This is a genomic window from Streptomyces sp. P17 (assembly GCF_032436805.1).
GTDB lineage: Bacteria > Actinomycetota > Actinomycetes > Streptomycetales > Streptomycetaceae > Streptomyces.
The window spans coordinates 1-22,524 of record NZ_JAVRBF010000071.1 but is presented as its reverse complement, the minus strand read 5'-3'; the positions used below and the strand labels follow the sequence as shown (position 1 = coordinate 22,524).

At 71.3% G+C, this 22,524-nt stretch carries 18 protein-coding genes; 3 read left to right on the top strand and 15 right to left on the bottom strand.

All coding sequences use genetic code 11. The features are described 5' to 3' along the window. Positions 1-42: 42 nt before the first annotated feature. The 8 genes from RMT89_RS33890 to rimP all read right to left on the bottom strand — a co-directional run bounded on the left by RMT89_RS33890 (position 43) and on the right by rimP (position 10,689). Positions 43-3,492 carry a trypsin-like peptidase domain-containing protein gene (locus RMT89_RS33890; RefSeq protein WP_315887576.1) on the bottom strand — a complete coding sequence of 1,150 codons (3,450 nt, stop codon included), beginning with the start codon at positions 3,490-3,492 and terminating at the stop codon, positions 43-45. A 243-nt stretch (positions 3,493-3,735) separates the two neighbouring features. Then, entirely contained in the window at positions 3,736-4,641 is a 906-nt protein-coding gene (truB, locus tag RMT89_RS33885) for a tRNA pseudouridine(55) synthase TruB (RefSeq protein ID WP_315887575.1), read from the bottom strand. Next, a complete protein-coding gene (gene rbfA, locus RMT89_RS33880; protein ID WP_315887574.1) occupies positions 4,638-5,084 on the bottom strand; it encodes a 30S ribosome-binding factor RbfA in 447 nt (148 codons plus the stop codon). The genes truB and rbfA overlap by 4 nt, the downstream gene beginning before the upstream one ends. 32 nt (positions 5,085-5,116) lie before the next feature. Beyond that, positions 5,117-5,410, bottom strand: coding sequence for a DUF503 domain-containing protein (locus RMT89_RS33875; protein ID WP_315887591.1), 294 nt, complete (start codon positions 5,408-5,410; stop codon positions 5,117-5,119). 132 nt (positions 5,411-5,542) lie between these two features. Next, entirely contained in the window at positions 5,543-8,674 is a 3,132-nt protein-coding gene (gene infB / locus RMT89_RS33870; RefSeq protein WP_315887573.1) for a translation initiation factor IF-2, read from the bottom strand. A 147-nt stretch (positions 8,675-8,821) separates the two neighbouring features. Beyond that, entirely contained in the window at positions 8,822-9,100 is a 279-nt protein-coding gene (locus RMT89_RS33865) for a YlxR family protein (protein ID WP_315887572.1), read from the bottom strand. A gap of 90 nt (positions 9,101-9,190) precedes the next feature. Next, positions 9,191-10,177, bottom strand: a complete 987-nt coding sequence (gene nusA, locus RMT89_RS33860) for a transcription termination factor NusA (RefSeq protein WP_186287342.1) — start codon at positions 10,175-10,177, stop codon at positions 9,191-9,193. Between the two features lie 2 nt (positions 10,178-10,179). After that, on the bottom strand, positions 10,180-10,689 hold the full coding sequence (rimP, locus tag RMT89_RS33855; RefSeq protein ID WP_315887571.1) for a ribosome maturation factor RimP: 510 nt from the start codon (positions 10,687-10,689) through the stop codon (positions 10,180-10,182). Positions 10,690-10,884: 195 nt separating this feature from the next. On the opposite strand from rimP, the gene RMT89_RS33850 reads away from it, so the two are divergent. The 3 genes from RMT89_RS33850 to RMT89_RS33840 are packed head-to-tail and all read left to right on the top strand — an operon-like array spanning position 10,885 to position 12,778. After that, positions 10,885-11,391, top strand: a complete 507-nt coding sequence (locus RMT89_RS33850) for a hypothetical protein (protein ID WP_315887570.1) — start codon at positions 10,885-10,887, stop codon at positions 11,389-11,391. Continuing rightward, a complete protein-coding gene (locus tag RMT89_RS33845; RefSeq protein WP_315887569.1) occupies positions 11,388-11,852 on the top strand; it encodes a ferritin-like domain-containing protein in 465 nt (154 codons plus the stop codon). The genes RMT89_RS33850 and RMT89_RS33845 overlap by 4 nt, the downstream gene beginning before the upstream one ends. A gap of 26 nt (positions 11,853-11,878) precedes the next feature. Beyond that, positions 11,879-12,778 (top strand): aminoglycoside phosphotransferase family protein, encoded by a 900-nt coding sequence (locus RMT89_RS33840; RefSeq protein WP_315887568.1) that lies wholly within the window; start codon positions 11,879-11,881, stop codon positions 12,776-12,778. Positions 12,779-12,826: 48 nt separating this feature from the next. Here the strand turns inward: RMT89_RS33840 and RMT89_RS33835 are convergent, their stop codons facing one another. From RMT89_RS33835 to RMT89_RS33805, 7 genes are all read right to left on the bottom strand, one after another. Beyond that, positions 12,827-14,530: a proline--tRNA ligase gene (locus RMT89_RS33835; protein ID WP_315887567.1), complete on the bottom strand. Its 1,704-nt coding sequence runs from the start codon at positions 14,528-14,530 to the stop codon at positions 12,827-12,829. A gap of 71 nt (positions 14,531-14,601) precedes the next feature. Continuing rightward, positions 14,602-15,132 carry a GNAT family N-acetyltransferase gene (locus RMT89_RS33830; RefSeq protein ID WP_315887566.1) on the bottom strand — a complete coding sequence of 177 codons (531 nt, stop codon included), beginning with the start codon at positions 15,130-15,132 and terminating at the stop codon, positions 14,602-14,604. 26 nt (positions 15,133-15,158) lie between these two features. Further along, the gene (locus RMT89_RS33825) at positions 15,159-16,007 is read right to left on the bottom strand and encodes a GNAT family N-acetyltransferase (RefSeq protein WP_315887590.1); all 849 of its coding nucleotides are present in this window, start codon (positions 16,005-16,007) and stop codon (positions 15,159-15,161) included. Positions 16,008-16,229: 222 nt separating this feature from the next. Continuing rightward, entirely contained in the window at positions 16,230-17,387 is a 1,158-nt protein-coding gene (gene ispG / locus RMT89_RS33820; protein WP_315887565.1) for a flavodoxin-dependent (E)-4-hydroxy-3-methylbut-2-enyl-diphosphate synthase, read from the bottom strand. Between the two features lie 169 nt (positions 17,388-17,556). Then, complete coding sequence (locus RMT89_RS33815; RefSeq protein ID WP_315887589.1) at positions 17,557-18,849, bottom strand: site-2 protease family protein; 1,293 nt, start codon at positions 18,847-18,849, stop codon at positions 17,557-17,559. Between the two features lie 8 nt (positions 18,850-18,857). Then, entirely contained in the window at positions 18,858-20,114 is a 1,257-nt protein-coding gene (gene dxr, locus RMT89_RS33810; RefSeq protein WP_315887564.1) for a 1-deoxy-D-xylulose-5-phosphate reductoisomerase, read from the bottom strand. Positions 20,115-20,200: 86 nt separating this feature from the next. After that, on the bottom strand, positions 20,201-22,132 hold the full coding sequence (locus tag RMT89_RS33805; RefSeq protein ID WP_315887563.1) for an acyl-CoA dehydrogenase family protein: 1,932 nt from the start codon (positions 22,130-22,132) through the stop codon (positions 20,201-20,203). Positions 22,133-22,524: the final 392 nt, after the last annotated feature.

The following is a 22,524-nucleotide window of genomic DNA, read 5'->3' as shown; positions in this document are numbered from 1 at the left end:
CCCCGCATCGGCATGGAGGCTGTGACGGGTAGCACGTACCGGTCACGCGGGAACCCGGACGCCGGCCAGGTTCTCGATCATCCGGCGGGTGCTGGGGCCGACCACGGCCGCCCAGTCCTGGGGCGCGTCGGTGAGCCAGCCGGCCACCCGGGCGGCGAAGCCCGGGACATGGCGGCCCAGGTCGACGAGTCCGCGGTCGAAACGGGTCGCCCCGTCCGGTGTGCGGACGAGGAGGAGCCCGGTGCGGTGGACCAGATCGCGCAGTCCCTCGCCGTTCTGCTGGGCGGCCGCGTGCAGGACGGCGTCCAGGACGGCGGGGTCGCGTTCGTGGGCGAGGAGGAATTCGAGGAGCTCATGGCGCAGGGGCTGGGAGGCCGGGGTGCCGGGGGCGGCGAGGATGCCGGCGAGGGCGGCCCGCACCTGCGTGGAGCCGCCGTCCAGCAAGCCGGTGACCAGCGGGAACAGTACGGCTCGGGCCGCCGGGCCCTGGTCCAGGCGGCGGTCCACGTACGCGGCGACGTCCCCGGCTCGCTCCGGGCGCCGCTCCACCGCCTCCTGGACCAGCGCGGCGACCCGGCGGGCCAGCGACGGCGTGGTGACATCGGCTAGGGTGCGCAGCGCCGGGCCCGCGTCCGGCCGGCGCAGCCGCTGCCGGAAGGCGTCGAGGACCGGTTCGGGGTGGGTGGTGAGGGCGCCGACCAGCGCGCTCGGCGGGAGCTGCGGGTCGCCGGACGCGAAGTGCCGTAGCGCGAGCGGGAGATGGCGGGCGCGGGTGAGCGGGTCGCGCACGAGGAGGGCGAGCGCGCCGCCGTGCAGGGTGCAGTCGGCGGGGCGGGAGAGCAGGACCAGCGCGGCGTAGCGGAGGAGTTCGCGGTCCGCCGTCGTGCGGACGTGCGGTGCCGCGCGCAGACCGTACGCCACCGCCGCCACCCTTCTCGCGGGCCGCTCGTCGTGCGCCCAGCGGTCCACGGCCCGGCAGATCGCGGACGGCTCCTCCTCCGCCAGCACGGCGAGCAGTTCGTCCCCCCGCCGGTGCGCGACCTCGACGAGCCTCTCGGTCAGATCGTCCAGCGCGCCGTGCCGATGCGTGTGCAGCAGCGCCTGCGCGGCCCTCGCCACGGTGGCGTGGGGGGTCGCGGGCAGCGCGCGGTCGTCGTGGAACCAGCGGGTGAGGTGCGGTTGTACGGCGGTGGCGTCGGCGGCGAGGAGTGCGGCCACGGCGTCGAGGTAACGGGGGCCGGTCTTGGTGTCGGCCACGACGAGCTGCCGGAGCAGTTCGAGACGCGTGTCGTCCGGCAGCGGCAGTGCGGTCCAGAAGTCGGGGCCGAACTCCGGCGGTACGGGCCGCAGTTGCTGCCTCCAGGCCACGATCCGGTCGGCGAGGGTGCGCAGGACGTCCGTGTAGGGGGTGGCATCCGGTACGCGCAGCAGGGCCTGGGCGAGGAGGCGGGCGGCCCACCAGGAGTGCGGGTCGGCTTCCAGGGCGTGGGTCAATTCCTGGAGGCGGAGGGCGAGTTGGAGAGGTGTGTGCCGGCGGGCGAGGAGGAGCAGGGCCTCGACCACCGGGCCGATGCGGTGGTGCGGTACCGGGAGGGGGTGGGGGTCTTCGGTGCGGCGGCGGTGGACCAGGGCGCGCAGGGCCTCGTCCAGGTCGAGGTGCATGCCCTGGATCCAGTCGGCGAACTCCTCGTGGGCGAAGCGGTAGCCCTGGCCTGCGGGGACGAGGAGGCCTTCGGTGAGGACGGCGGAGGCCCAGCCGGTGCCGCCGCCGAGCCCCGCGGGGGCGGGGCCCCAGGGGAACACGGCCTCGAAGGTCGCGCGGTCGAGTTCGCCCTGGCCCGGTCCGAGGCTGCGGCGGGCGGCCTCGTGGACCTGGCCGGAGACCTTGGCGGCGAGGCGTTTCACCGCGGTGCCCCGGAGGCCGTTCTCGGCGGCCAGGCGCACTGCGATGCGCAGGCACATGAGGTCCAGGTGGGCCCCGAAGACCTCGTGCCGGTCGAGGGGGGTGCTGGGGGCGTCGGGGAGGGCTGTGCGGACCTCCGAGAGGAGCCGGAGGGTGAGGGGGTGGCGGGCGGCCTGGGGGGCGAGGGCGTTGTCGGGGATGCCGTAATGGGTGCGGGCCTGGTGGGCTTCCGTGGGGGTCAGGGCCGTGAGTCGTACGCAGGGGGGCCACTCCGTACGGGCTGAGAGTGCGGACCCGCGCTGGAAGGAACCCGGGCTGCCCCCGTACAGCGTCCCCTCCGGGAACTCCGCCCCCGCCCCCTCCCAGTACTCCTCCCTGCACGCCACCACCAGCCTCGCGCCCGTCTGCCTCAGCCACTGTGCCGTCCCTGTCGTCCATTCGGTCAGGCGGTGGGACAGCAGTGGGGGCATTTCCTCGGGGCTGTCCAGCAGGAGCAGCAGGGGGCGGGGGGTGGTGTGGGCGAGGTGTTCGGGGGTCAGGTCGCCGAGGTCCGTCGGTGTCATGCCGCGCGACGCCGCCACGATGCGGGCCGCCCTCGTCAGCGCCCTGCTCGCCGCGTCCGCCACGGACTGGTCGCCGGCCCTCAGATCGGCGCCGCGCAGCCACAGGGTGGGGGCCGGTTCCGGGCCTCGGTGGCGGCGGGTGGCCAGGGCCGCCAGCTCTGTCGTACGGCCACTGCCCGGTGCGCCTACGAGGGCCAGGACCGATGTCCCCGTGTGCGAGGCAAACTCGTCGAACTGCCTTGCCACCGACGGTCGTTCCACCGGTTCGGCCTCGCTCGGCGGGCCGTCCTGGCCCACCGATGTCGCCGTCAGTTCGAGGATGCCCGCGAGGTTCAGATCGGCGCCGTAGCAGGGGACGGTGGTCGCGTTCTCGGTGAGCAGGTCCACCAGGGGGCCGGGTGGGGGTGGGCGGAGCGGGACCGCGAAGCCCGAGTCCCGGTGGCCGCTCTGCAGTGCCGTGCCCAGTACGGCGAGCACCGCGCCGGTCTCCGTGTCCAGCACCGGTCCCCCGGCCGCCCCTCCGCCCAGCCGCAGTGCGTCCCGGCCCGCGGTGCCGATCGCCAGTTCCAGGGCGCTGTCGAGGACGTGGAAGCGGTCCGTCGCCGTGTAGGTCACCGGTGTCGCGCCCAGCACCCGGGCCTCACGCCAGCAGCCCGCCGCGATCCTGACGTACCGGCCGGTCTCGGCACCGTCCCGTACCGTCACCGGCAGTGGCTGCGCGCCGAGGCCCTCGGTGCGGATCAGGGCCAGGTCCAGGTCGGGGAGTTCGGTCACCGCGTCCGCCGTCACGACGCAGGTGTGGTCTTCGGCCGCGTGCAGGACCAGTCGGGGCAGGCCGTCGACGGCCTCGTGGCTGGTGATCACCGTGCCGTGGTGGTCGGCCGGGAAACCGAGGCCGCGGAGGCGGCCGGCGAGATCGTGGATCCGGACCAGGGAGCTGTGAAGGGCGGGCGTGCCGCTGTCCTCGGTGGCCCGGTCCGTGTGCGACCGGCCGCATGCGCCGGGCCGTGGGCCCTGTGCCGCCATGGTCGAACCTCCCCGCCGTACCGTCGTACTGTCTCGACGGTAGGCGCGGGGTGATCAGTGAAACAGATCGCGCGGTGAACGCGCCCCCTTCCGCTCCCTCGGTTCACTCCGAGCGCCTGCCCGCAAGGGTGAACAGACGGGGGTAGCTGGATACACCCTAGGGGTGGGGGAACCGAAGGGGGACCGTGGAGCGGCGGGCAGAGAACGACCCCGTGCGCGCCGCTCCACGGGCGGACCGGGGGCTCAGCCGAAGACGGCCAGGCTCTTCGCCTTGCCCTTGTGTTCCTCGACGAGCGCCAGGAAGCGTCCCTCGGGATCGAAGACCGCGACAGCGCCCCGGCCCGCGTACTCCTCGGGCATCTCCAGACGCACGCCGTTGATGAGCAGGCGCGCCCGCTTCACGTCCACGTCCCAGCGCGGGAACCCCGCCGTGGCGGCCTCGGCGATCGGCATCACGGTCAGCTCCTGCTGGAGCTGGTCCAGGGTCTTCGCCGCATCGAGCTTGTACGGGCCGACGCGCGTCCGGCGCAGCGCCGTGAGGTGGCCGCCGACGCCCAGGTCGGCGCCGAGGTCACGGGCGAGCGCCCGGATGTAGGTGCCGGAGGAGCAGGCGACCGACACCACCAGGTCCACCACGGGGGTGCCGTCCTCGGCCACGGCTTCCCGCATGTCGTAGACCGTGAAGGAGGAGACGGTGACGGGCCTGGCCGGGATCTCGAAGTCCTCGCCCTCGCGCGCCCGCTTGTAGGAGCGCACGCCGTTGATCTTGATGGCGCTGACCTTGGACGGCACCTGCATGATCTCGCCGGTCAGCTTGGCGATCCCGGCGTCGACGGCGTCGCGGGTGACCTTCGAGGCGTCCTGGGACCCCGTGATCTCGCCCTCGGCGTCGTCGGTCAGGGTCGTCTGGCCGAGCCGGACGGTGCCCAGGTACTCCTTCTCGGTCAGCGCGAGGTGACCGAGGAGCTTGGTGGCCTTCTCGACGCCGAGGACGAGCACGCCCGTCGCCATGGGGTCGAGAGTGCCGGCGTGGCCGACGCGGCGGGTCCTGGCGATCCCGCGCATCTTGGCGACCACGTCGTGCGAGGTGAAGCCCGACGGCTTGTCGACGATGACAAGGCCGTCGGGCGTCCGGTTCTGCTGGGTCATTCGGCGGTGTCGTCCTCGTCCTCGCCCGGCTTCTTGTACGGGTCGGCCTCGCCGGCGTACTTGGCGCCGGCCGAGACCTCGCGCACCTTCTCGTCGGACTGGCGCGCCTTGTCGAGGAGGTCCTCGATGGTCTTGGCGGTGTCGGGCAGCGCGTCGGCCACGAAGGTCAGCGTCGGGGTGAACTTCACGCCCGCCGCCGCGCCCACCGCGGAGCGGAGCACGCCCTTGGCGCTCTCCAGTCCGGCGGCCGCCGCGGCCCGCTCCTCGTCGTCCCCGTACACCGTGTAGAAGACGGTCGCCTCCCGCAGGTCACCCGTGACCCGGGTGTCCGTGATGGTGACGTGCGAGCCGAGCCGCGGGTCCTTGATCCCGCGCTGCAGCTTCTGGGCCACCACCTCCCGGATGAGGTCCGCCAGCCTTTTCGCCCGCGCGTTGTCGGCCACTGGTCCGTCTCCTTAAGTGCTTTCTTCTTGCTTCAGTCTTCGTCGCTGTGGAGCCTGCGTCGAACCGAGAGCAGTTCCACCTCGGGCCGCCCGGCGACCAGCCGCTCGCAGCGGTCCAGTACGTCGGAGAGGTGTCCCGTGTCCCCGGAGACCACCGCCAGCCCGATCTCGGCCCTGCGGTGGAGGTTCTGGTTGCCCGTCTCCGCCGCGCTCACCGCGTACTTGCGCTGGAGTTCGGCCACGATCGGACGGACGAGGGAGCGTTTCTCCTTCAGCGAGCGGACGTCGCCGAGGAGCAGATCGAAGGACAGAGTCCCCACATACATGTGTGTCCGGATGTCCCGCCGGTTCGGGGTACGGGCGTCACGCATCGACGCCGATACGGGAACCGTACACGCAACGGCCGGGGCCGATCGACGGAAATAACTTCCGCCGACCGGCCCCGGTCGCGTGTCAGATCACGCGCGCGGCTTCTCGCGCATCTCGTACGTCGCGATGACGTCGTCGACCTTGATGTCGTTGAAGTTGCCGAGGTTGATACCGCCCTCGAACCCTTCGCGGATCTCGGTGACGTCGTCCTTGAAGCGACGCAGACCCTCGATGTTGAGGTTCTCCGCGACCACCTTGCCGTCGCGGATGAGGCGCGCCTTGGTGTTGCGCTTGACCTCGCCGGAGCGGATGAGAACACCCGCGATGTTGCCCAGCTTGGACGACTTGAAGACCTCGCGGATCTCCGCCGTACCGAGCTCGACCTCTTCGTACTCCGGCTTGAGCATGCCCTTGAGGGCCGCCTCGATCTCCTCGATCGCCTGGTAGATGACCGAGTAGTAGCGGACGTCCACGCCCTCGCGCTCGGCCATCTGCGCCGCGCGGCCGGCCGCACGGACGTTGAAGCCGATCACGATGGCGTCCGAGCCCATCGCCAGGTCGATGTCGGACTCCGTGACCGCACCGACGCCGCGGTGCAGGACCCGGATGTCGACCTCTTCGCCGACGTCGAGCTGGAGCAGCGAGGACTCCAGGGCCTCGACGGAACCAGAAGCGTCACCCTTGATGATGAGGTTGAGCTGCTGGACCTCGCCGGCCTTGAGCACCTTGTCCAGGTCCTCAAGGGAGACACGGCGCGTGCGCTTGGCGAAGGCCGCGTTGCGCTCGCGGGCGGCGCGCTTCTCGGCGATCTGACGGGCCGTACGGTCCTCGTCCACCACCAGGAAGTTGTCGCCCGCACCCGGGACGTTGGTCAGGCCCAGGACCTGAACCGGCGTCGACGGGCCGGCCTCGGCCACGCTGTTGCCGTTGTCGTCGTGCATCGCCCGGACTCGGCCGTACGCGTCGCCGACCACCATGGTGTCGCCGACCCGCAGCGTGCCGCGCTGGACGAGGACCGTCGACACGGCACCACGGCCGCGGTCGAGACGGGACTCGATCGAGATGCCCTGCGCGTCCTGGTTCGGGTTGGCCCGCAGGTCGAGCGAGGCGTCGGCCGTGAGGATCACGGCCTCCAGCAGGGAGTCGATGTGCAGACCCTGCTTGGCGGAGATGTCGACGAACATGGTGTCGCCGCCGTACTCCTCGGCCACCAGGCCGTACTCGGTCAGCTGACCGCGCACCTTGGTCGGGTCGGCGCCCTCGACGTCGATCTTGTTGACCGCGACGACGATCGGGACATCGGCCGCCTTGGCGTGGTTGAGCGCCTCGACCGTCTGCGGCATGACGCCGTCGTTGGCCGCGACGACCAGGATCGCGATGTCCGTCGACCTCGCACCACGGGCACGCATGGCGGTGAACGCCTCGTGACCCGGGGTGTCGATGAAGGTGATCTTGCGCTCTTCGTCGTTGACCTCGGTCGCGACCTGGTAGGCACCGATGTGCTGGGTGATGCCGCCGGCCTCGCCCGCGATGACGTTCGTCTTGCGGATGGCGTCGAGGAGCCGGGTCTTACCGTGGTCGACGTGACCCATGACGGTGACGACCGGCGGGCGGACCATCAGGTCCTCCTCGTCGCCCTCGTCCTCGCCGAACTCGATGTCGAAGGACTCCAGGAGCTCGCGGTCCTCCTCCTCGGGGCTGACGATCTGAACCGTGTAGTTCATCTCGTCGGCGAGGAGCTGCAGCGTCTCGTCGGAGACGGACTGCGTGGCCGTGACCATCTCGCCGAGGTTCATCATGACCGCGACGAGCGACGCCGGGTTGGCGTTGATCTTCTCCGCGAAGTCGGTGAGCGAGGCACCGCGCGACAGGCGAACGGTCTCGCCGTTGCCGCGAGGCAGCATCACACCGCCGACCGACGGGGCCTGCATGGCCTCGTACTCCTGGCGCCTCTGCCGCTTCGACTTACGGCCGCGACGCGCGGGACCGCCGGGACGACCGAAGGCGCCCTGCGTGCCACCACGACCGCCCGGACCACCGGGACGACCGCCGAAGCCGGGACGGCCACCGCCGCCGGCACCCGCGGGACCACCGGGACGACCGGCGAAACCGCCGCCACCGCCACCGGGACCACCGGGACGACCGGCGAAACCGCCACCGCCGCCACCGGGACGACCGGCGAAGCCGCCGCCGCCACCGGGACGACCGCCGCCGGCGCCACCGGGACGACCGCCGCCACCGCCACCGGGACCGCGGCCACCGGGGCCACCGCCGCCGGGACGCGGGCCGGCAGCCGGACGCTGCGGCATCATGCCGGGGTTGGGACGCGGACCGCCGGGGCCACCGCCCGGACGCGGGCCGCCGCCCTGCGGACGGGGCATACCGCCCGGAGTGGGACGCGCGCCGCCCGGAGCCGACGGACGGGGACCGCCCGCCGCACCCTGGGGACGGGGACCGCCCTGACCCTGCGGACGCGGGGCGCCGCCGGGAGCACCGGGGCCACCCGGGCCGCCGGGACGCGGGGCACCGCCCGGACGGGGCGCCTGCGGGCGCGCCATGCCGGTGGAGCCACCAGAGGTGAACGGGTTGTTGCCCGGACGGGGACCGGCCGGACGGGAACCGCCGGGACGCGGAGCCTGGCCACCCGGACGCGGGGCGCCGGGACGGTCGCCCCGGTCACCGCGGCCCTGGCCGCCCTGACCCGGACCGGCCGGACGGGAGCCCGGACGCGGAGCCTGGCCGGCCGGACGCGGAGCGCCCGGACGGGTGCCGGAACCGGAACCGGAGGCGGCAGCCGGAGCGGCGGGAGCCGCCGGCGGTGCCGTGAACTCGGGCGTGGTCGGAGCCGGGGACGCCGGCGCGGGGCGCGGCGCGGGCTTCGGGCCCGGGGTGGGACGGGGGCCGGGAGCGGCCGGCGCGGCGGGAGCCGCGGGCTTCTCGGCAGCGGCCGGCTTGGGGGCCGGCGGGCGCGGGGCGGCCGGACGGGCAGCCTGCGCCGGAGAGGGGGCGCCCGGCTTCGCCGGGGCAGCCTTGCGTGCGGGGGCGGGCTTGCCGCCGCCATTGCCCTGCTGGAGGGCGTCCGTAAGTTTGCGGACAACAGGCGCCTCGATGGTCGAAGACGCCGAACGGACGAATTCACCGAGTTCCTGGAGCTTGGCCATGACGACCTTGCTCTCCACACCGAACTCCTTGGCGAGTTCGTATACCCGGACCTTAGCCACTTCGCTCCTTTTAGGTCCGGGTTGCGGCCGGACCGTCGCTACTTCATGGGCGTACTCATCGCGTGCTCATCGAGTGCTCATCGCAATCTCGACCTACTTCCAACTCGCGGGGTACCTGGGCCGCACGGGGGTTCCGCACGACGCTTCTTACGGTGTTGCCTGCTCGACGTAGAGGCGCAACGCCTTGGTGTCGAGCGGACCCGGGGCGCGCAACGCCCGTGGGAACGCCCGACGGCGTACCGCCAGGTCGAGACAGACCAGGGCGGGGTGCACATACGCACCCCGGCCGGGCAGCGTACCGCGATGATCGGGGACGCACTCGTCCTCAATCGCCACGATGCGCAGCAAGTCCTTCTTGGCCGCTCGCTCCCGGCACCCCACGCAGGTGCGCTCGGGGCATGCTGGGGCTTGCGTCCGGCCAGACACTCTTAAGTCTACCTCCCCGTACCGACCTCACCCCTTTGGGGCAAGAATCGAACGGTTGTTGTCGTGATCTAAGCCACCTGCGGCGCGGATCTATTCCCCGGGCTGCTCGGTGTCGGGACGGATGTCGATGCGCCAGCCGGTCAGACGGGCGGCGAGACGGGCGTTCTGGCCCTCCTTGCCGATCGCCAGCGACAGCTGGTAGTCGGGCACCGTGACCCGGGCGGACCGGGCTGCCATGTCCACGACCTCCACTTTGGAGACGCGGGCCGGCGAGAGCGCGTTCGCCACCATCTCGGCCGGGTCGTCCGACCAGTCGACGATGTCGATCTTCTCGCCGTTCAGCTCGCCCATGACATTGCGCACCCGGCCGCCCATCGGGCCGATGCAGGCGCCCTTGGCGTTCAGGCCGCTGCGGGTGGACCGTACGGCGATCTTGGTGCGGTGGCCTGCCTCACGGGCGATGGCGGCGATCTCGACGGATCCGTCGGCGATCTCCGGCACCTCCAGGGCGAAGAGCTTCTTCACCAGGTTCGGGTGCGTACGGGAGAGGGTGACGGAGGGGCCGCGCACGCCCTTGGCCACCCGGACGACGTAGGAACGCAGCCGCATGCCGTGCGGGTAGGTCTCGCCGGGCACCTGCTCCTGCACCGGCAGGATGGCCTCCAGCTTGCCGATGTCCACGAGCACGTTCTTCGGGTCGCGGCCCTGCTGGACCACACCCGTGACGATGTCGCCCTCACGCCCCGCGTACTCGCCGAGCGTGGCGTCGTCCTCGGCGTCGCGCAGCCGCTGCAGGATGACCTGCTTGGCGGTGGTGGCGGCGATACGGCCGAAGCCGGACGGGGTGTCGTCGAACTCGCGGGGCTCCTGGCCCTCTTCGAGGTCCTCGGGGTCCTCCTTCGCCCACACGGTCACATGCCCGGTCTCCCGGTTGAGCTCCACGCGCGCGTGACGGCGGCTTCCCTCGGTGCGGTGGTAGGCGATGAGGAGGGCCGATTCGATCGCCTCGACCAGCAGGTCGAAGGAGATCTCCTTCTCCCGGACCAAGCCCCGCAGGGCGCTCATGTCGATGTCCACGGCTACGCCTCCTCCTCTTCCTTCATGTCCTTCTTGTCCTTGCGGCTGAACTCGACCTGAACGCGGGCCTTGGCGATGTCGCCGAAGGCGAGTCTGCGGGTCGTGGCCTTGCGGCCCTTCACACCGGGTACTTCGAGATCCACGCCGTCCTCGTCCACGGTCAGGATCCTCGCGACCAGCTCCCCGCCCTCGGCGAGCTGGAACTTCACCAGGCGGTCGACAGCGCGCACGTAGTGACGGTGCTCGGTGAGCTCGCGCTCCGCACCGGGGGTACCCACTTCGAGGTCGTACGCGCCGTCACCCATCACATTGGTCTCGTCGAGCTTCGCCGAGAGCGCGCGGCTCACATCGGCGATCCGGTCCAGATCGGCACCGGTGTCGGAGTCGACGACCACGCGCAGCACCCGCTTGCGTCCGACGGAGTCCACTGCGATCTCTTCGAGATCGAGGCCCTGGGAGCTGACGAGCGGTTCCAGTAGTTCTCGCAGCCTCTCGCTCTGGGTGGTGCTCATCCGGGTGACTCCTCGGCCGCGTGTGCTGTTGTGGGATGGGTCGCGTGTCTGGTCAAAGGGTATCCGGTCCCGGGGTGTGTTGCCGTCCATCGGGTAGCGGACGGGTGCCGGTGAGTGGTCTTCGACATGTCCACGGGTACCGTGATCACGGGCGTGCCGCCCTCCCCCTCCGTACGAGCACCGAGGACGTCTGCCGTGCCGTTTCCCCCGCCGCCGCGCATGCCCTCGGGGCCGCGCAGAAGGAGCCTGCTCGCCGCGGCCACCGGTGCCGCCCTGCTGGTGGGCTGTTCACCCGGCTCGGACACCGACGGCACGGGCGGCAGCCCGTCGGCCGCGGACCGCGCACGCGCGCGTGCGGCCCGGGACAGCGCGGAGCTGGTGGACCGCTACGACGCCGTGATCGCCGTCCGTCCGGCGCTGGCGGACCGGCTCCAGCCGCTGCGGGCGGAGGTGGTCCGGCACGCGGAGGCCTTCGGCGGTACGGCGGCCAGGACGGCCACGCCCTCCGCTTCGGCGAGCGCTTCCACGGTGCCGTCGGACGAGAAGGGCGCCCTCGCGGAACTCGCCGCCGCCGAACGGACTCTGGCCGACCGGAGGACCGAGGAGCTGCTGGAGCTGCCCGGTGAACTCGCCCGGCTGCTGGCCTCGGTGGCGGCGGCCGGGGCGGCGCATGTGTATCTGCTGACGGAGGGTGACGCGTGAGCAAGGCCAAGGCCGGGGAACTGACCGCCCTGCAGGCGGCGCTGGCCGCCGAGCATGCCGCGGTGTACGGGTACGGCGTCGTCGGCGGGCGGATCCGGGAGGGGCGGCGGACCGAGGCCCGGGGGGCGTACGACGCCCATCGGGCCCGGCGGGACGCCCTGGTGCGCGAGGTGCTGGACCTGGGCGGGGAGCCGGTGGCCGCGGAGCCCGGGTACGCCCTGCCGTTCGCCGTACCGGACTCGTCGGCGGCGGCCCGGCTCGCCGCCGAGGTGGAGGACCGGGTGGCCGGGGTGTACTCCGATCTGGTGCGGGCCTCCACGGGCGAGCGGCGGCGTACGGCCGCCGGGGCGCTGCGGGAGGCGGCGGTGCGGGCGGTGCGCTGGCGCGGCGAGAGCGTAGCCTTCCCTGGGCTCGCCGAGCGTGCGGCCAGCGGCTCGGCATCGGCGAGACCCTCGGCGTGACGCGTACTGGAAGGAAACTCTCGCGTATGGCTTTCGAACCGCCGCGGCGGCTGGTCAGGGCGCTCGGTGAGACGGCACCGGACGCCGGCGGCTGGCTGGAGAAGCTGCCCGCGGCGGTACAACAGGCCGTGACGCCACGCGAGTTGACCGTGGAGCGGGTGCAGGTGCCCGGCGGCCGCAGCAGCCTGGTCGTGCTGGTCCGGCGGGCGGACGGCACGCCGGCCGTGCTGAAGCTGGCCCCGCCGCGGGCCCGGCCCGAGAGCGAGCGGGCGGCGCTGGCGCACTGGGACGGCCTCGGCGCCGTACAGCTGCTGGAGCCCTTTGTCACGGAGGGGGTGCTGTTGCTGGAGCGGCTGCATCCGGATGTCTCGGTGCGGTCGTTGCCGGAGGCTAAGGCCTTGCTGGAGGCGGCGGGCACCTTGCGGCGGCTGTGGGTGGAGCCGCAGGGCGACCATGCCTTCGAGACGGTGGCCGAGCGGACCGGGCGGCAGGCCGAGGCGATGCGGGCGACCGCGTCGGCGGATGCCGGGGTGACCGCGCTGGTCGACGCGGCGCTCGTCGCACGTGCGGAGCTGTTGGCCGCGCCGCCTGAGCATCGGTTGCTGCATGGCACGTTCCGGCAGAGCAAGGTGCTGGCCGCCGAGCGGATGCCGTGGCTGGCCGTGGGTCCCGATCCGGTGGTCGGCGAATGCGCGTTCGATCTGGCCCGGTTGGTGCGGGACCGGGTGGAGGACCTGATTGCCTCGCCGTCGGGGGCGGCCATCACACGACGGCGGATCAAGCGCCTTGCGGAGTCGCTGGACGTGGATCAGGAGCGGCTGCGCGGCTGGACGCTCTTCCGGGCCGTGGAGTCCGGGGTGCGGGCGCACAGGGTGGGGCGGTCGCAGGACGCCGAGCTGCTGCTGGAGTTCGCGGGCTGGCTGTGACAAGCGAAAGGTGCGGGTCCGCACGGGAACCCGCACCTCTCTCGAGCGCTACGCGCTCAGCCGCGCGATGGCCTCCTCGACCGTCAGCTCCTCGCGCTCACCGGTCCGGCGGTCCTTGAGCTCGACCACACCCTCGGCCGCGCGCCGCCCGGCCACCAGGATCTGCGGTACGCCGATCAGCTCCGAGTCCGTGAACTTCACGCCCGGGGACACCCCGGCGCGGTCGTCGCACAGGACCCGCAGGCCCTTCGCCGCCAGCTTCTCGGAGACGTCGAGGGCGAGTTCGGTCTGCAGGGCCTTGCCGGCGGCGACCACGTGGACGTCGGCCGGGGCGACCTCGGCGGGCCAGCACAGGCCCTTGTCGTCGGCGGTCTGCTCGGCGAGCGCCGCGACCGCGCGGGAGACACCGATGCCGTAGGAGCCCATGGTGACGCGGACCGGCTTGCCGTTCTGGCCGAGGACGTCGAGCTTCAGCGCATCCGCGTACTTGCGGCCGAGCTGGAAGATGTGGCCGATCTCGATGGCGCGGTCCAGCTTGAGGCCGGTGCCGCACTTCGGGCAGGGGTCGCCCTCCTGGACGACCACGACGTCGACGTAGGTGCCGACCTCGAAGTCACGGCCCGCGACGACGTTCTTCGCGTGCATGCCCTCCTTGTTGGCGCCCGTGATCCACGAGGTGCCGGGGGCCACGCGCGGGTCGGCGAGGTAGGGGACCTTCTCGCCCAGGCCCTGCGGGCCGACGTAGCCGCGCACCAGGTCGGGACGGCCCGCGAAGTCCTCCTCGGTGACCATCTCGACGGTCGCCGGGGCGAAGTGCGCCTCGACCTTGTCCATGTCGACGTCACGGTCGCCGGGGACACCGACGGCGACGATCTCGCCGTCGACCTTGACGAGGAGGTTCTTCAGGGTCGCGGAGGCCGGGACGCCGAGGTGGGCGGCGAGGGTCTCGATGGTGGGGGTGTCCGGGGTCGGGATCTCTTCGAGAGCGGCCACGCCCTCGGCGTCCACCGGCTTCAGCTCGTAGGTGATCGCCTCGGTGTTCGCCGCGAAGTCGCAGTTCGGGCAGTCAGCGAAGGTGTCCTCGCCGGCCTCCGCGGGGGCGAGGAACTCCTCGGACTTGGAGCCGCCCATCGCGCCGGCGGTGGCGGCACAGATGCGGTAGTCGAGGCCGAGGCGCTCGAAGACGCGCTGGTAGGCCTGGCGGTGCAGGGCGTAGGACCGGGCGAGGCCCTCGTCCTCCGTGTCGAAGGAGTAGGAGTCCTTCATCAGGAACTCACGGCCGCGCAGGATGCCGGCCCGGGGGCGGGCCTCGTCACGGTACTTGTGCTGGATCTGGTAGAGGATCACCGGCAGGTCCTTGTAGGAGGACGCCTGGTCCTTCACCAGGAGCGTGAAGATCTCCTCGTGGGTGGGGCCGAGGAGGTAGTCGCCGCCCTTGCGGTCCTGGAGGCGGAACAGCTCGGGGCCGTACTCGTCCCAGCGGCCCGTCGCGTCGTACGGCTCGCGCGGCAGCAGAGCGGGGAGCAGCACCTCCTGGGCGCCGATCGCGTCCATCTCCTCGCGGACGACGCGCTCCACATTGGCGAGGACCCGCTTGCCGAGGGGCAGCCAGGACCAGACGCCGGCCGCCGTGCGGCGGACGTAGCCGGCCCGGACGAGCAGCTTGTGGCTGAGGACCTCGGCGTCCGCCGGGTCGTCGCGCAGCGTCTTCGCCATCAACTGGGACATGCGCTGGACCGGTGCGTTCGCCATGGTTCTCGTACTCCTGCTGGTGTGGGTTATGGCAGGAGGTTAGCCGGGGGGTACGGGGCGGTGGAAATCGGTCAGCGGCGGCGCAGCGGGAGGGGGGCGCCCATCACGGCGTACGGCTTCGGGGCGCTGGGGAAGAGGACCTGGCGGGCGAGGTCCTGGTAGCCGAGGGCGTGGTAGAGGCCGCGGGCCGGGCTGTCGGTGTCGATCGCGGAGAGGATCGAGCGGGGTTCGGCGGCGCCGTCGGTGATGGTGGTGATCAGGGCGCGGCCGGCTCCTCGGTTCTGATAGGCCGGGTGGACATGGAGCTCGGTGATGACGAAGGAGTCGTCGAGCCAGAAGTCGTTGCCCTGCGCGCGGAGGTACGGCTCCACGACCGTGGACCACCAGTGGGTGCGGTCGTTCGGCATGCCGTAGACGAATCCGACGAGCCGTCCGTTCGCGGTGACGCCCAGGGCTCTCGCGCCCGGGTAGGTCATGTGCCGCAGGACGATCTGGCGCCGTACGGCCACCTCGTCAGGACCCAGTCCGAAAGCTACGGCCTGGACGGCCAAGGCCTCATCGACGTGGGCAGACAGGTCCAGGGGGCCGATGACGAGGTCCATGCCGGGAGCGTAGCGCGGGTGGAGTCTCAGAAGAGAATGCTCATGAAGGCGCCGACCTCTTCGAAGCCGACCCTTCGGTACGTCCGTCTCGCCGCGGTGTTGAAGTCGTTGACGTACAGGCTCACCACCGGCGCCACATCCGCCAGGGCGTAGCGGAGTACGGCCGCCATGGCGGGGGCCGCGATGCCCTGTCCCCGGTACTCGGGGGCCACCCAGACGCCCTGGATCTGGCAGGCGCGGTCGGTGGCGGCGCCGATCTCGGCCTTGAAGACCACCTTGCCGTTCTTGTCGAGGCGGGCGAACGAGCGGCCGGAGCCCACGAGTTCGGCGACCCTCGCCTGGTACAGCAGGCCGCCGTCGCCTGCCATCGGGGAGACGCCGACCTCCTCGGTGAACATCGCCACGCACGCCGGCATGATCGTGTCCATCTCGTCCTTGCGGATACGGCGGACGTAGGGGTCGGGCGTGATGCCGGCCGGCATGCGGCCGGTGACCATCAGGGGCTGGTGGGCCCGTACGTCCCGGGCCGGGCCCCAGTTCGGTTCCAGCAGGCGCCACAGCTGGGCGGTGGGATCGGCGGGGCCGACGATCGAGGAGCAGCGGCGGCCCGCCCGGCGGGCTCGGTCGGCGAAGGCGCGGACGGCCCGGGGGGTGGCGCAGATAGGGACGAGGTTGGCGCCGGCGTAGCAGAGGGACGTCAGCATGCCGTCCTCGTACCAGCCCCACATTTCACCGCCGAGGCGCCAGGGGTCGAGGCCGGCGACCTGGACCCGGGACGTCACGAAGGCGTTCGCGACCGGCTCGCGATCCAGTATGGCGAGCGCGGCGTCCAGGTCGCTCGGTTCGAGGACCCGGGAGGTGGTCTGGGTCAACAACTGCGGGTGCCTCACACGCTAAGGGTGGCTGATCTCCGCACTGTACCTGCGGAAGCTTTGGCGCGCCGCTGTGTGTGGGTGGCCGCCTGGTTGGTCGCCCCCGCCGCCCCTGCCCGTCCCTCCCTCAGGGGGGATCCCCAGAAGGGGCTGCCGCCCCTTCGACCCCGTCCAGGGGGCTTTGCCCCCTGGACCCCCGCTCCTCAAACGCCGGAGGGGCTGAATTCAGCCCGCCACCGAGACCGACGGCTCGCCCGAGGCGGTTCCGTCCGCCTCCATCTGCTCGGCCAGCTTCATGGCCTCCTCGATGAGGGTTTCGACGATCTTGGATTCCGGGACCGTCTTGATGACCTCGCCCTTGACGAAGATCTGGCCCTTGCCGTTGCCGGAGGCGACGCCGAGGTCGGCCTCGCGGGCCTCGCCGGGGCCGTTCACGACGCAGCCCATGACGGCGACGCGGAGGGGGACCTCCATGCCGGTCAGGCCCGCGGTGACTTCCTCTGCCAGCTTGTAGACGTCCACCTGGGCACGGCCGCAGGACGGGCAGGAGACGATCTCCAGGCCGCGCTGCTTGAGGTTCAGGGACTCCAGGATCTGGTTGCCGACCTTGACCTCCTCGACCGGTGGGGCCGACAGGGAGACGCGGATGGTGTCGCCGATGCCCTGGGAGAGCAGCGCACCGAAGGCGACCGCCGACTTGATCGTGCCCTGGAACGCCGGGCCCGCCTCGGTCACACCGAGGTGCAGCGGGTAGTCGCACTGGGCGGCGAGCTGCTTGTACGCCTCGATCATGACGACCGGGTCGTTGTGCTTGACGGAGATCTTGATGTCGCGGAAGTCGTGCTCCTCGAAGAGGGAGGCTTCCCACAGGGCGCTCTCGACCAGCGCCTCGGGCGTCGCCTTGCCGTACTTCTGCAGCAGTCGCCGGTCCAGCGAGCCCGCGTTGACGCCGATGCGGATCGGCGTGCCGTGGTCCTTCGCGGCCTTCGCGATCTCCTTGACCTTGTCGTCGAACTGCTTGATGTTGCCCGGGTTCACCCGGACCGCGGCGCAGCCGGCCTCGATGGCCGCGAAGACGTACTTCGGCTGGAAGTGGATGTCCGCGATCACCGGGATCTGCGATTTGCGGGCGATGGTGGCAAGGGCGTCCGCGTCGTCCTGCGTGGGGCACGCGACCCGCACGATCTGGCAGCCGGACGCCGTCAGCTCGGCGATCTGCTGGAGGGTGGCGCCGATGTCGGACGTACGCGTCGTCGTCATCGACTGGACGGAGACCGGGGCGTCACCGCCCACCGCGACCGTGCCCACCTGGATCTGCCGGCTCTTCCGACGCTCGGCAACCCTGGTCGGAACGGACGGCATGCCGAGAGAAATCGCAGTCATCTGCTGTGCAACCCCAAGTCGTGGATCAAGGTCCGGTCCCGTCTGCGGCGGGCTCCAGGCTTCGAGATTACGGCACCGGCGATCGTCCAAGCACATCCCGGCGGCAAACCCACTCGATGGTGGACGGCCGGGAACCCCAGGGTCCCCGGCCGTCACGAACTCCGTATGGCTAGGAGATTCTCACCGGGTTAACCACGTCCGCGATCAGCACGAGCAGCGTGAAGCAGACGAAGATCCCGGCGACCACATAGGCGACCGGCATCAGCTTCGCCACGTCGAACGGACCCGGGTCCGGGCGGCGCAGCACCTTCGCGGTGTTGCGGCGCAGCGACTCCCACATCGCGCCCGCGATATGGCCGCCGTCGAGCGGCAGCAGCGGGAGCATGTTGAAGAGGAAGAGGGAGAGGTTGAAGCCCGCGACCAGCATGACCGCCATGGCGAGCTGCTGGCTCGCCGGGATGTCGAGGGTGAAGATCTCGCCGCCGACGCGGGCCGCGCCGACCACGCCCATCGGCGAGTCCGCCTCGCGCTCGCCGTCACCGAAGGCGGCGTCCCACAGGGCCGGGATCTTGGCCGGCAGGGCGGCGAGGGAGTCGACGGCGTCGCCGACCCGGTCGCCCATCCAGGTCACGGAGTCGCCGAAGTCCTGCTGGACGATGCCGGTGGCGGCGCTGAAGCCGAGGAAGCCGGCGGTGACGTACTCGCCCTGGACGATCTGGCCGCCGGCGTCCTTCTTGGCGACCTGGTTGCTGGCGATCTTCGCGGTGAGGGTGACCTCCTGGCCATCCCGGTCGACGACGATCGGCACCTCCTTGCCGGGGTTGGCGCGGATCAGGTCGGAGAGCTTGTTCCAGTCGTCGGTGCGGACGCCGTCGAAGGCGACGATCTTGTCGCCGGCCTTCAGGCCCGCGGCGGCGGCCGGGGAGGCGGGGTCGGACTTCTTGCAGGTGTCGCGGTTCTCGCTCTGGGCGATGACGCACTGGGAGACCGAGCTGACGGCGGTGGTCTGCTGGGAGATGCCGAAGCCCATCAGCACGGTCAGGAACAGACCGACAGCGAGGACCAGGTTCATGAAGGGGCCCGCGAACATCACGATGACCCGCTTCCAGGGCTTCCGCGTGTAGAACAGGCGGGTCTCGTCACCCGGCTTGAGCTCCTCGAACGCGGCCTCGCGGGCGTCCTCGATCATGCCGCGCCAGGGTGAGGTGGAGCGGGCCTCAAGGCGTCCGTCGGGGCCGGGCGGGAACATGCCGATCATGCGGATGTAGCCGCCGAACGGGATGGCCTTGACGCCGTACTCCGTCTCGCCCTTCTTGCGCGACCAGATGGTCGGGCCGAAACCGACCATGTACTGGGGGACGCGGATGCCGAAGAGCTTCGCGGTGGACAGGTGCCCCAGCTCGTGCCACGCGATCGAGAACAGCAGACCGACGGCGAAGACCACTATGCCGAGGATGAACATCAAGGTCGTCATGCACGGGCCTCCGCCGTTTGTGCCGCCAGTTCCCGGGCCCGGGTGCGCGCCCAGGTCTCCGCTTCGAGGACGTCCGCGACGGTGAGTGAGGTTCCCGTGACCGGGGTGCCGTGCTCCTGGACCACCCGTGTCACGGTCTCCATGATCCCGTTGAACGGCAGCGCGCCGGCCCGGAAGGCCTCCACGCACTCCTCGTTGGCGGCATTGAACACCGCCGGGGCCGTACCCGCGAGCTCACCGACGTGCCGGGCGAGGTTCACCGACGGGAACGCGTCGTTGTCGAGCGGGAAGAACTCCCACGTCGAGGCCTTGCTCCAGTCGAAGGCGGGCGCCGCGTCGGGGACGCGCTCGGGCCAGCCCAGACCGATGGCGATCGGCCCGCGCATGTCGGGGGGCGTCGCCTGGGCGATCGTGGAACCGTCGGTGAACTCGACCATCGAGTGAACATACGACTGGGGGTGCACGACGACCTCAATGCGGTCGAAGGGAATGTCGTAGAGGAGATGTGCCTCGATGACTTCCAGGCCCTTGTTGACGAGGGTCGCCGAGTTGATCGTGATCACCGGGCCCATGGCCCAGGTGGGATGGGCGAGGGCGTCCTCGACAGCGACATGCGCCAACTGTTCCTTCGTACGGCCGCGGAACGGGCCGCCGGACGCCGTGACGACGAGCTTGCGTACGTCCGCCCGCGTGCCGGAGGCCAGCGCCTGGAACAGCGCGGCGTGCTCGGAGTCGACCGGGATGATCTGGCCCGGCTTGGCGAGCGCCTTGACCAGCGGGCCGCCGACGATGAGCGACTCCTTGTTGGCGAGCGCGAGGGTGCGGCCCGCCTCCAGGGCGGCGAGGGTCGGGGCCAGGCCGATCGAGCCGGTGATGCCGTTCAGCACGGTGTGGCACTCGGAGCCGGCGACCTGGGTGGCGGCCTCGGGCCCGGCGAGGATCTCGGGGAGCGGCTCGCCGGCGCCGTACCGCGCGCTCAGGGCCTCGCGCAGCTCCGGTACGGCGTCCTCGCGGGCGACCGCGACCGTGCGGACCTTCAGCTGGTGGGCCTGCTCGGCGAGGAGCGCGATCCGGCCGCCGTTGGCGGAGAGCGCGGTGACCCGGAAGCGGCCGGGGTTGCGCAGGACGAGATCGATGGCCTGCGTGCCGATCGACCCGGTGGAACCGAGGATCACCACATCCTTCGGGCCGTCACCCGCGAGGGGGTCGTGGACCAGGTGCGGGTCGGCGAGGGGGGCTGGAGAGTCGCTCATCCCTCCATTGTTGCCGCAATGCGTATCGGAGAGGACAGGGCGTCCCCCTGACGGGGACGGAGGGGGAACACCCTGTCGGTGACCGGTCAGCGGATCGGGCGGTGGACGTTTTCCCGTTCGCTGGGGCCGGGGGTCGCGTCGGCGATCCAGGGGCCGTCGCCGGAGGGGTCGACGATGCCCTGCTCCAGCCAGGTGTAGGTGCCGGACATGACGCCCTTGGCCACCTTGCGGTCGAGGTCGTCGGTGTTGGACCACAGGCGGCCGAAGAGCTCCTCGATCCGGATGCGGGACTGGCGGCAGAAGACCTCGGCGAGTTGGTAGGCCTCGCGGCCGTTCTCGCCCCGGGAGCGGAGGTGCTCGGCGCGTACGCAGACCGCGCTCATCGCGAAGAGTTCCGCGCCGATGTCGACGATCCGGGCGAGGAAGCCCTGCTTGGACTCCATGCGGCCCTGCCAGCGGGACATGGCGTAGAAGGTGGAGCGGGCGAGCTTGCGGGAGGTGCGTTCGACGTAGCGCAGGTGGGTGGACAGGTCCACGTCTCGCTTGAACTCGCCGTAGGAGTACGGCAGCCGGCCCTGGCCCACGACCAGTTTCGGCAGCCACCTGGCGTAGAAGACACCGGCGTTCGCGCCCGCCTTCGCCTTGTCCTGGAGGGACTTGTCGGGGTCGATGAGGTCACCGGCGACCGAGAGGTGGGCGTCGACGGCCTCGCGGGCGATGAGGAGATGCATGATCTCCGTCGAGCCCTCGAAGATGCGGTTGATGCGCAGGTCGCGCAGGATCTGCTCGGCCGGGACCGCGCGCTCACCGCGTGCCCGGAGCGACTCGGCCGTCTCGAAGCCGCGTCCGCCGCGGATCTGGACGAGTTCGTCGGCCATCAGCCAGCCCATTTCGGAGGCGTACAGCTTGGCGAGGGCGCCTTCGATCCGGATGTCGTTGCGGTCCTCGTCGGCCATCTGCGAGGCCAGGTCGAGTACGGCCTCCAGGGCGAAGGTGGTGGCCGCGATGAAGGAGATCTTGGCTCCGACCGCTTCGTGCTGGGCGATGGGCTTGCCCCACTGTTCACGCGCCGCCGACCACTCGCGGGCGATCTTCAGACACCACTTGCCGGCGGCCACGCAGGACGCTGGCAGGGACAGCCGCCCGGTGTTCAGCGTGGTGAGCGCGATCTTCAGGCCTGCGCCCTCGGGGCCGATGCGGTTGGCGGCGGGGACCCGGACCTGGTGGAAGCGGGTGACGCCGTTCTCGATGCCGCGCAGGCCCATGAAGGCGTTGCGGTTCTCGACGGTGATGCCGGGCGAGTTGGTCTCGACGACGAAGGCGGTGATGCCGCCCTTGTGGCCCTCGGACTTCGGCACCCGGGCCATGACGACGAGGAGGTCGGCGACCACTCCGTTGGTGGTCCACAGTTTCACTCCGTCGAGGACGTACTCGTCCCCGTCCGGTACGGCGGAGGTGGCGAGGCGGGCCGGGTCGGAGCCGACGTCCGGCTCGGTGAGCAGGAAGGCGGAGATGTCGGTGCGGGCGCAGCGCGGCAGGAACCGTTCCTTCTGCTCGTCCGTGCCGAACAGCTTCAGCGGCTGGGGGACGCCGATCGACTGGTGGGCCGAGAGCAGTACGCCGATCGCGGGCGCGGCGGAGCCGGCCAGGGCGAGGGCCTTGTTGTAGTACACCTGGGTGAGGCCGAGGCCGCCGTACTTGGTGTCGATCTTCATGCCGAAGGCGCCGATCTCCTTGAGGCCGTTGACGACCTCGTCGGGGATGCGGGCCTCGCGCTCGATGACGGCGCCGTCGACCTTCGTCTCGACGAAGTCGCGCAGCTTGGCGAGGAACTCCTCGCCGCGCTGGGCCGCCTCGTCGGTCGGCATGGGGTGGGGATGGATGAGGTCGAGGCGGAAGCGGCCGAGGAACAGTTCCTTGGCGAAGCTGGGCTTGCGCCAGTCCTGCTCACGGGCCGCCTCCGCCACCTGGCGGGCCTCGCGTTCGGTGACTGTGGGCTTGGTCGTTGGAGCGGACATGAGGCTCACCTCGCCGCGAATAGGGATCTTTTCCGGATCTTCCGGACCGAGAGTTACCGACCGGTGCTACCCGATCGTATGTACCCGATTCGGGGCGCCGTGACCACCCCGCGTGCGGCCGTTCAGCCGATGTCGACGGAATACCGCTCGATGTCCGCATACTGCTTGCTGTCGCACTCGGTCTTGCTGCTGCACTCGGAAAAAATCGCAGTCGAAGCGCTTCGACAACCTATGGACACCCACCCCCGGTGGAGCTACTGTCGAACCACCCTCACCCGCCCCTGTTCACAGTGCGCACTGTCGAAGCGCTTCACAAAGCTTGGAGAGCTGGATGGTCACCCTCGCCGAGGTCGCCCAGCACGCCGGAGTGTCGGCGAGCACGGTGAGCTATG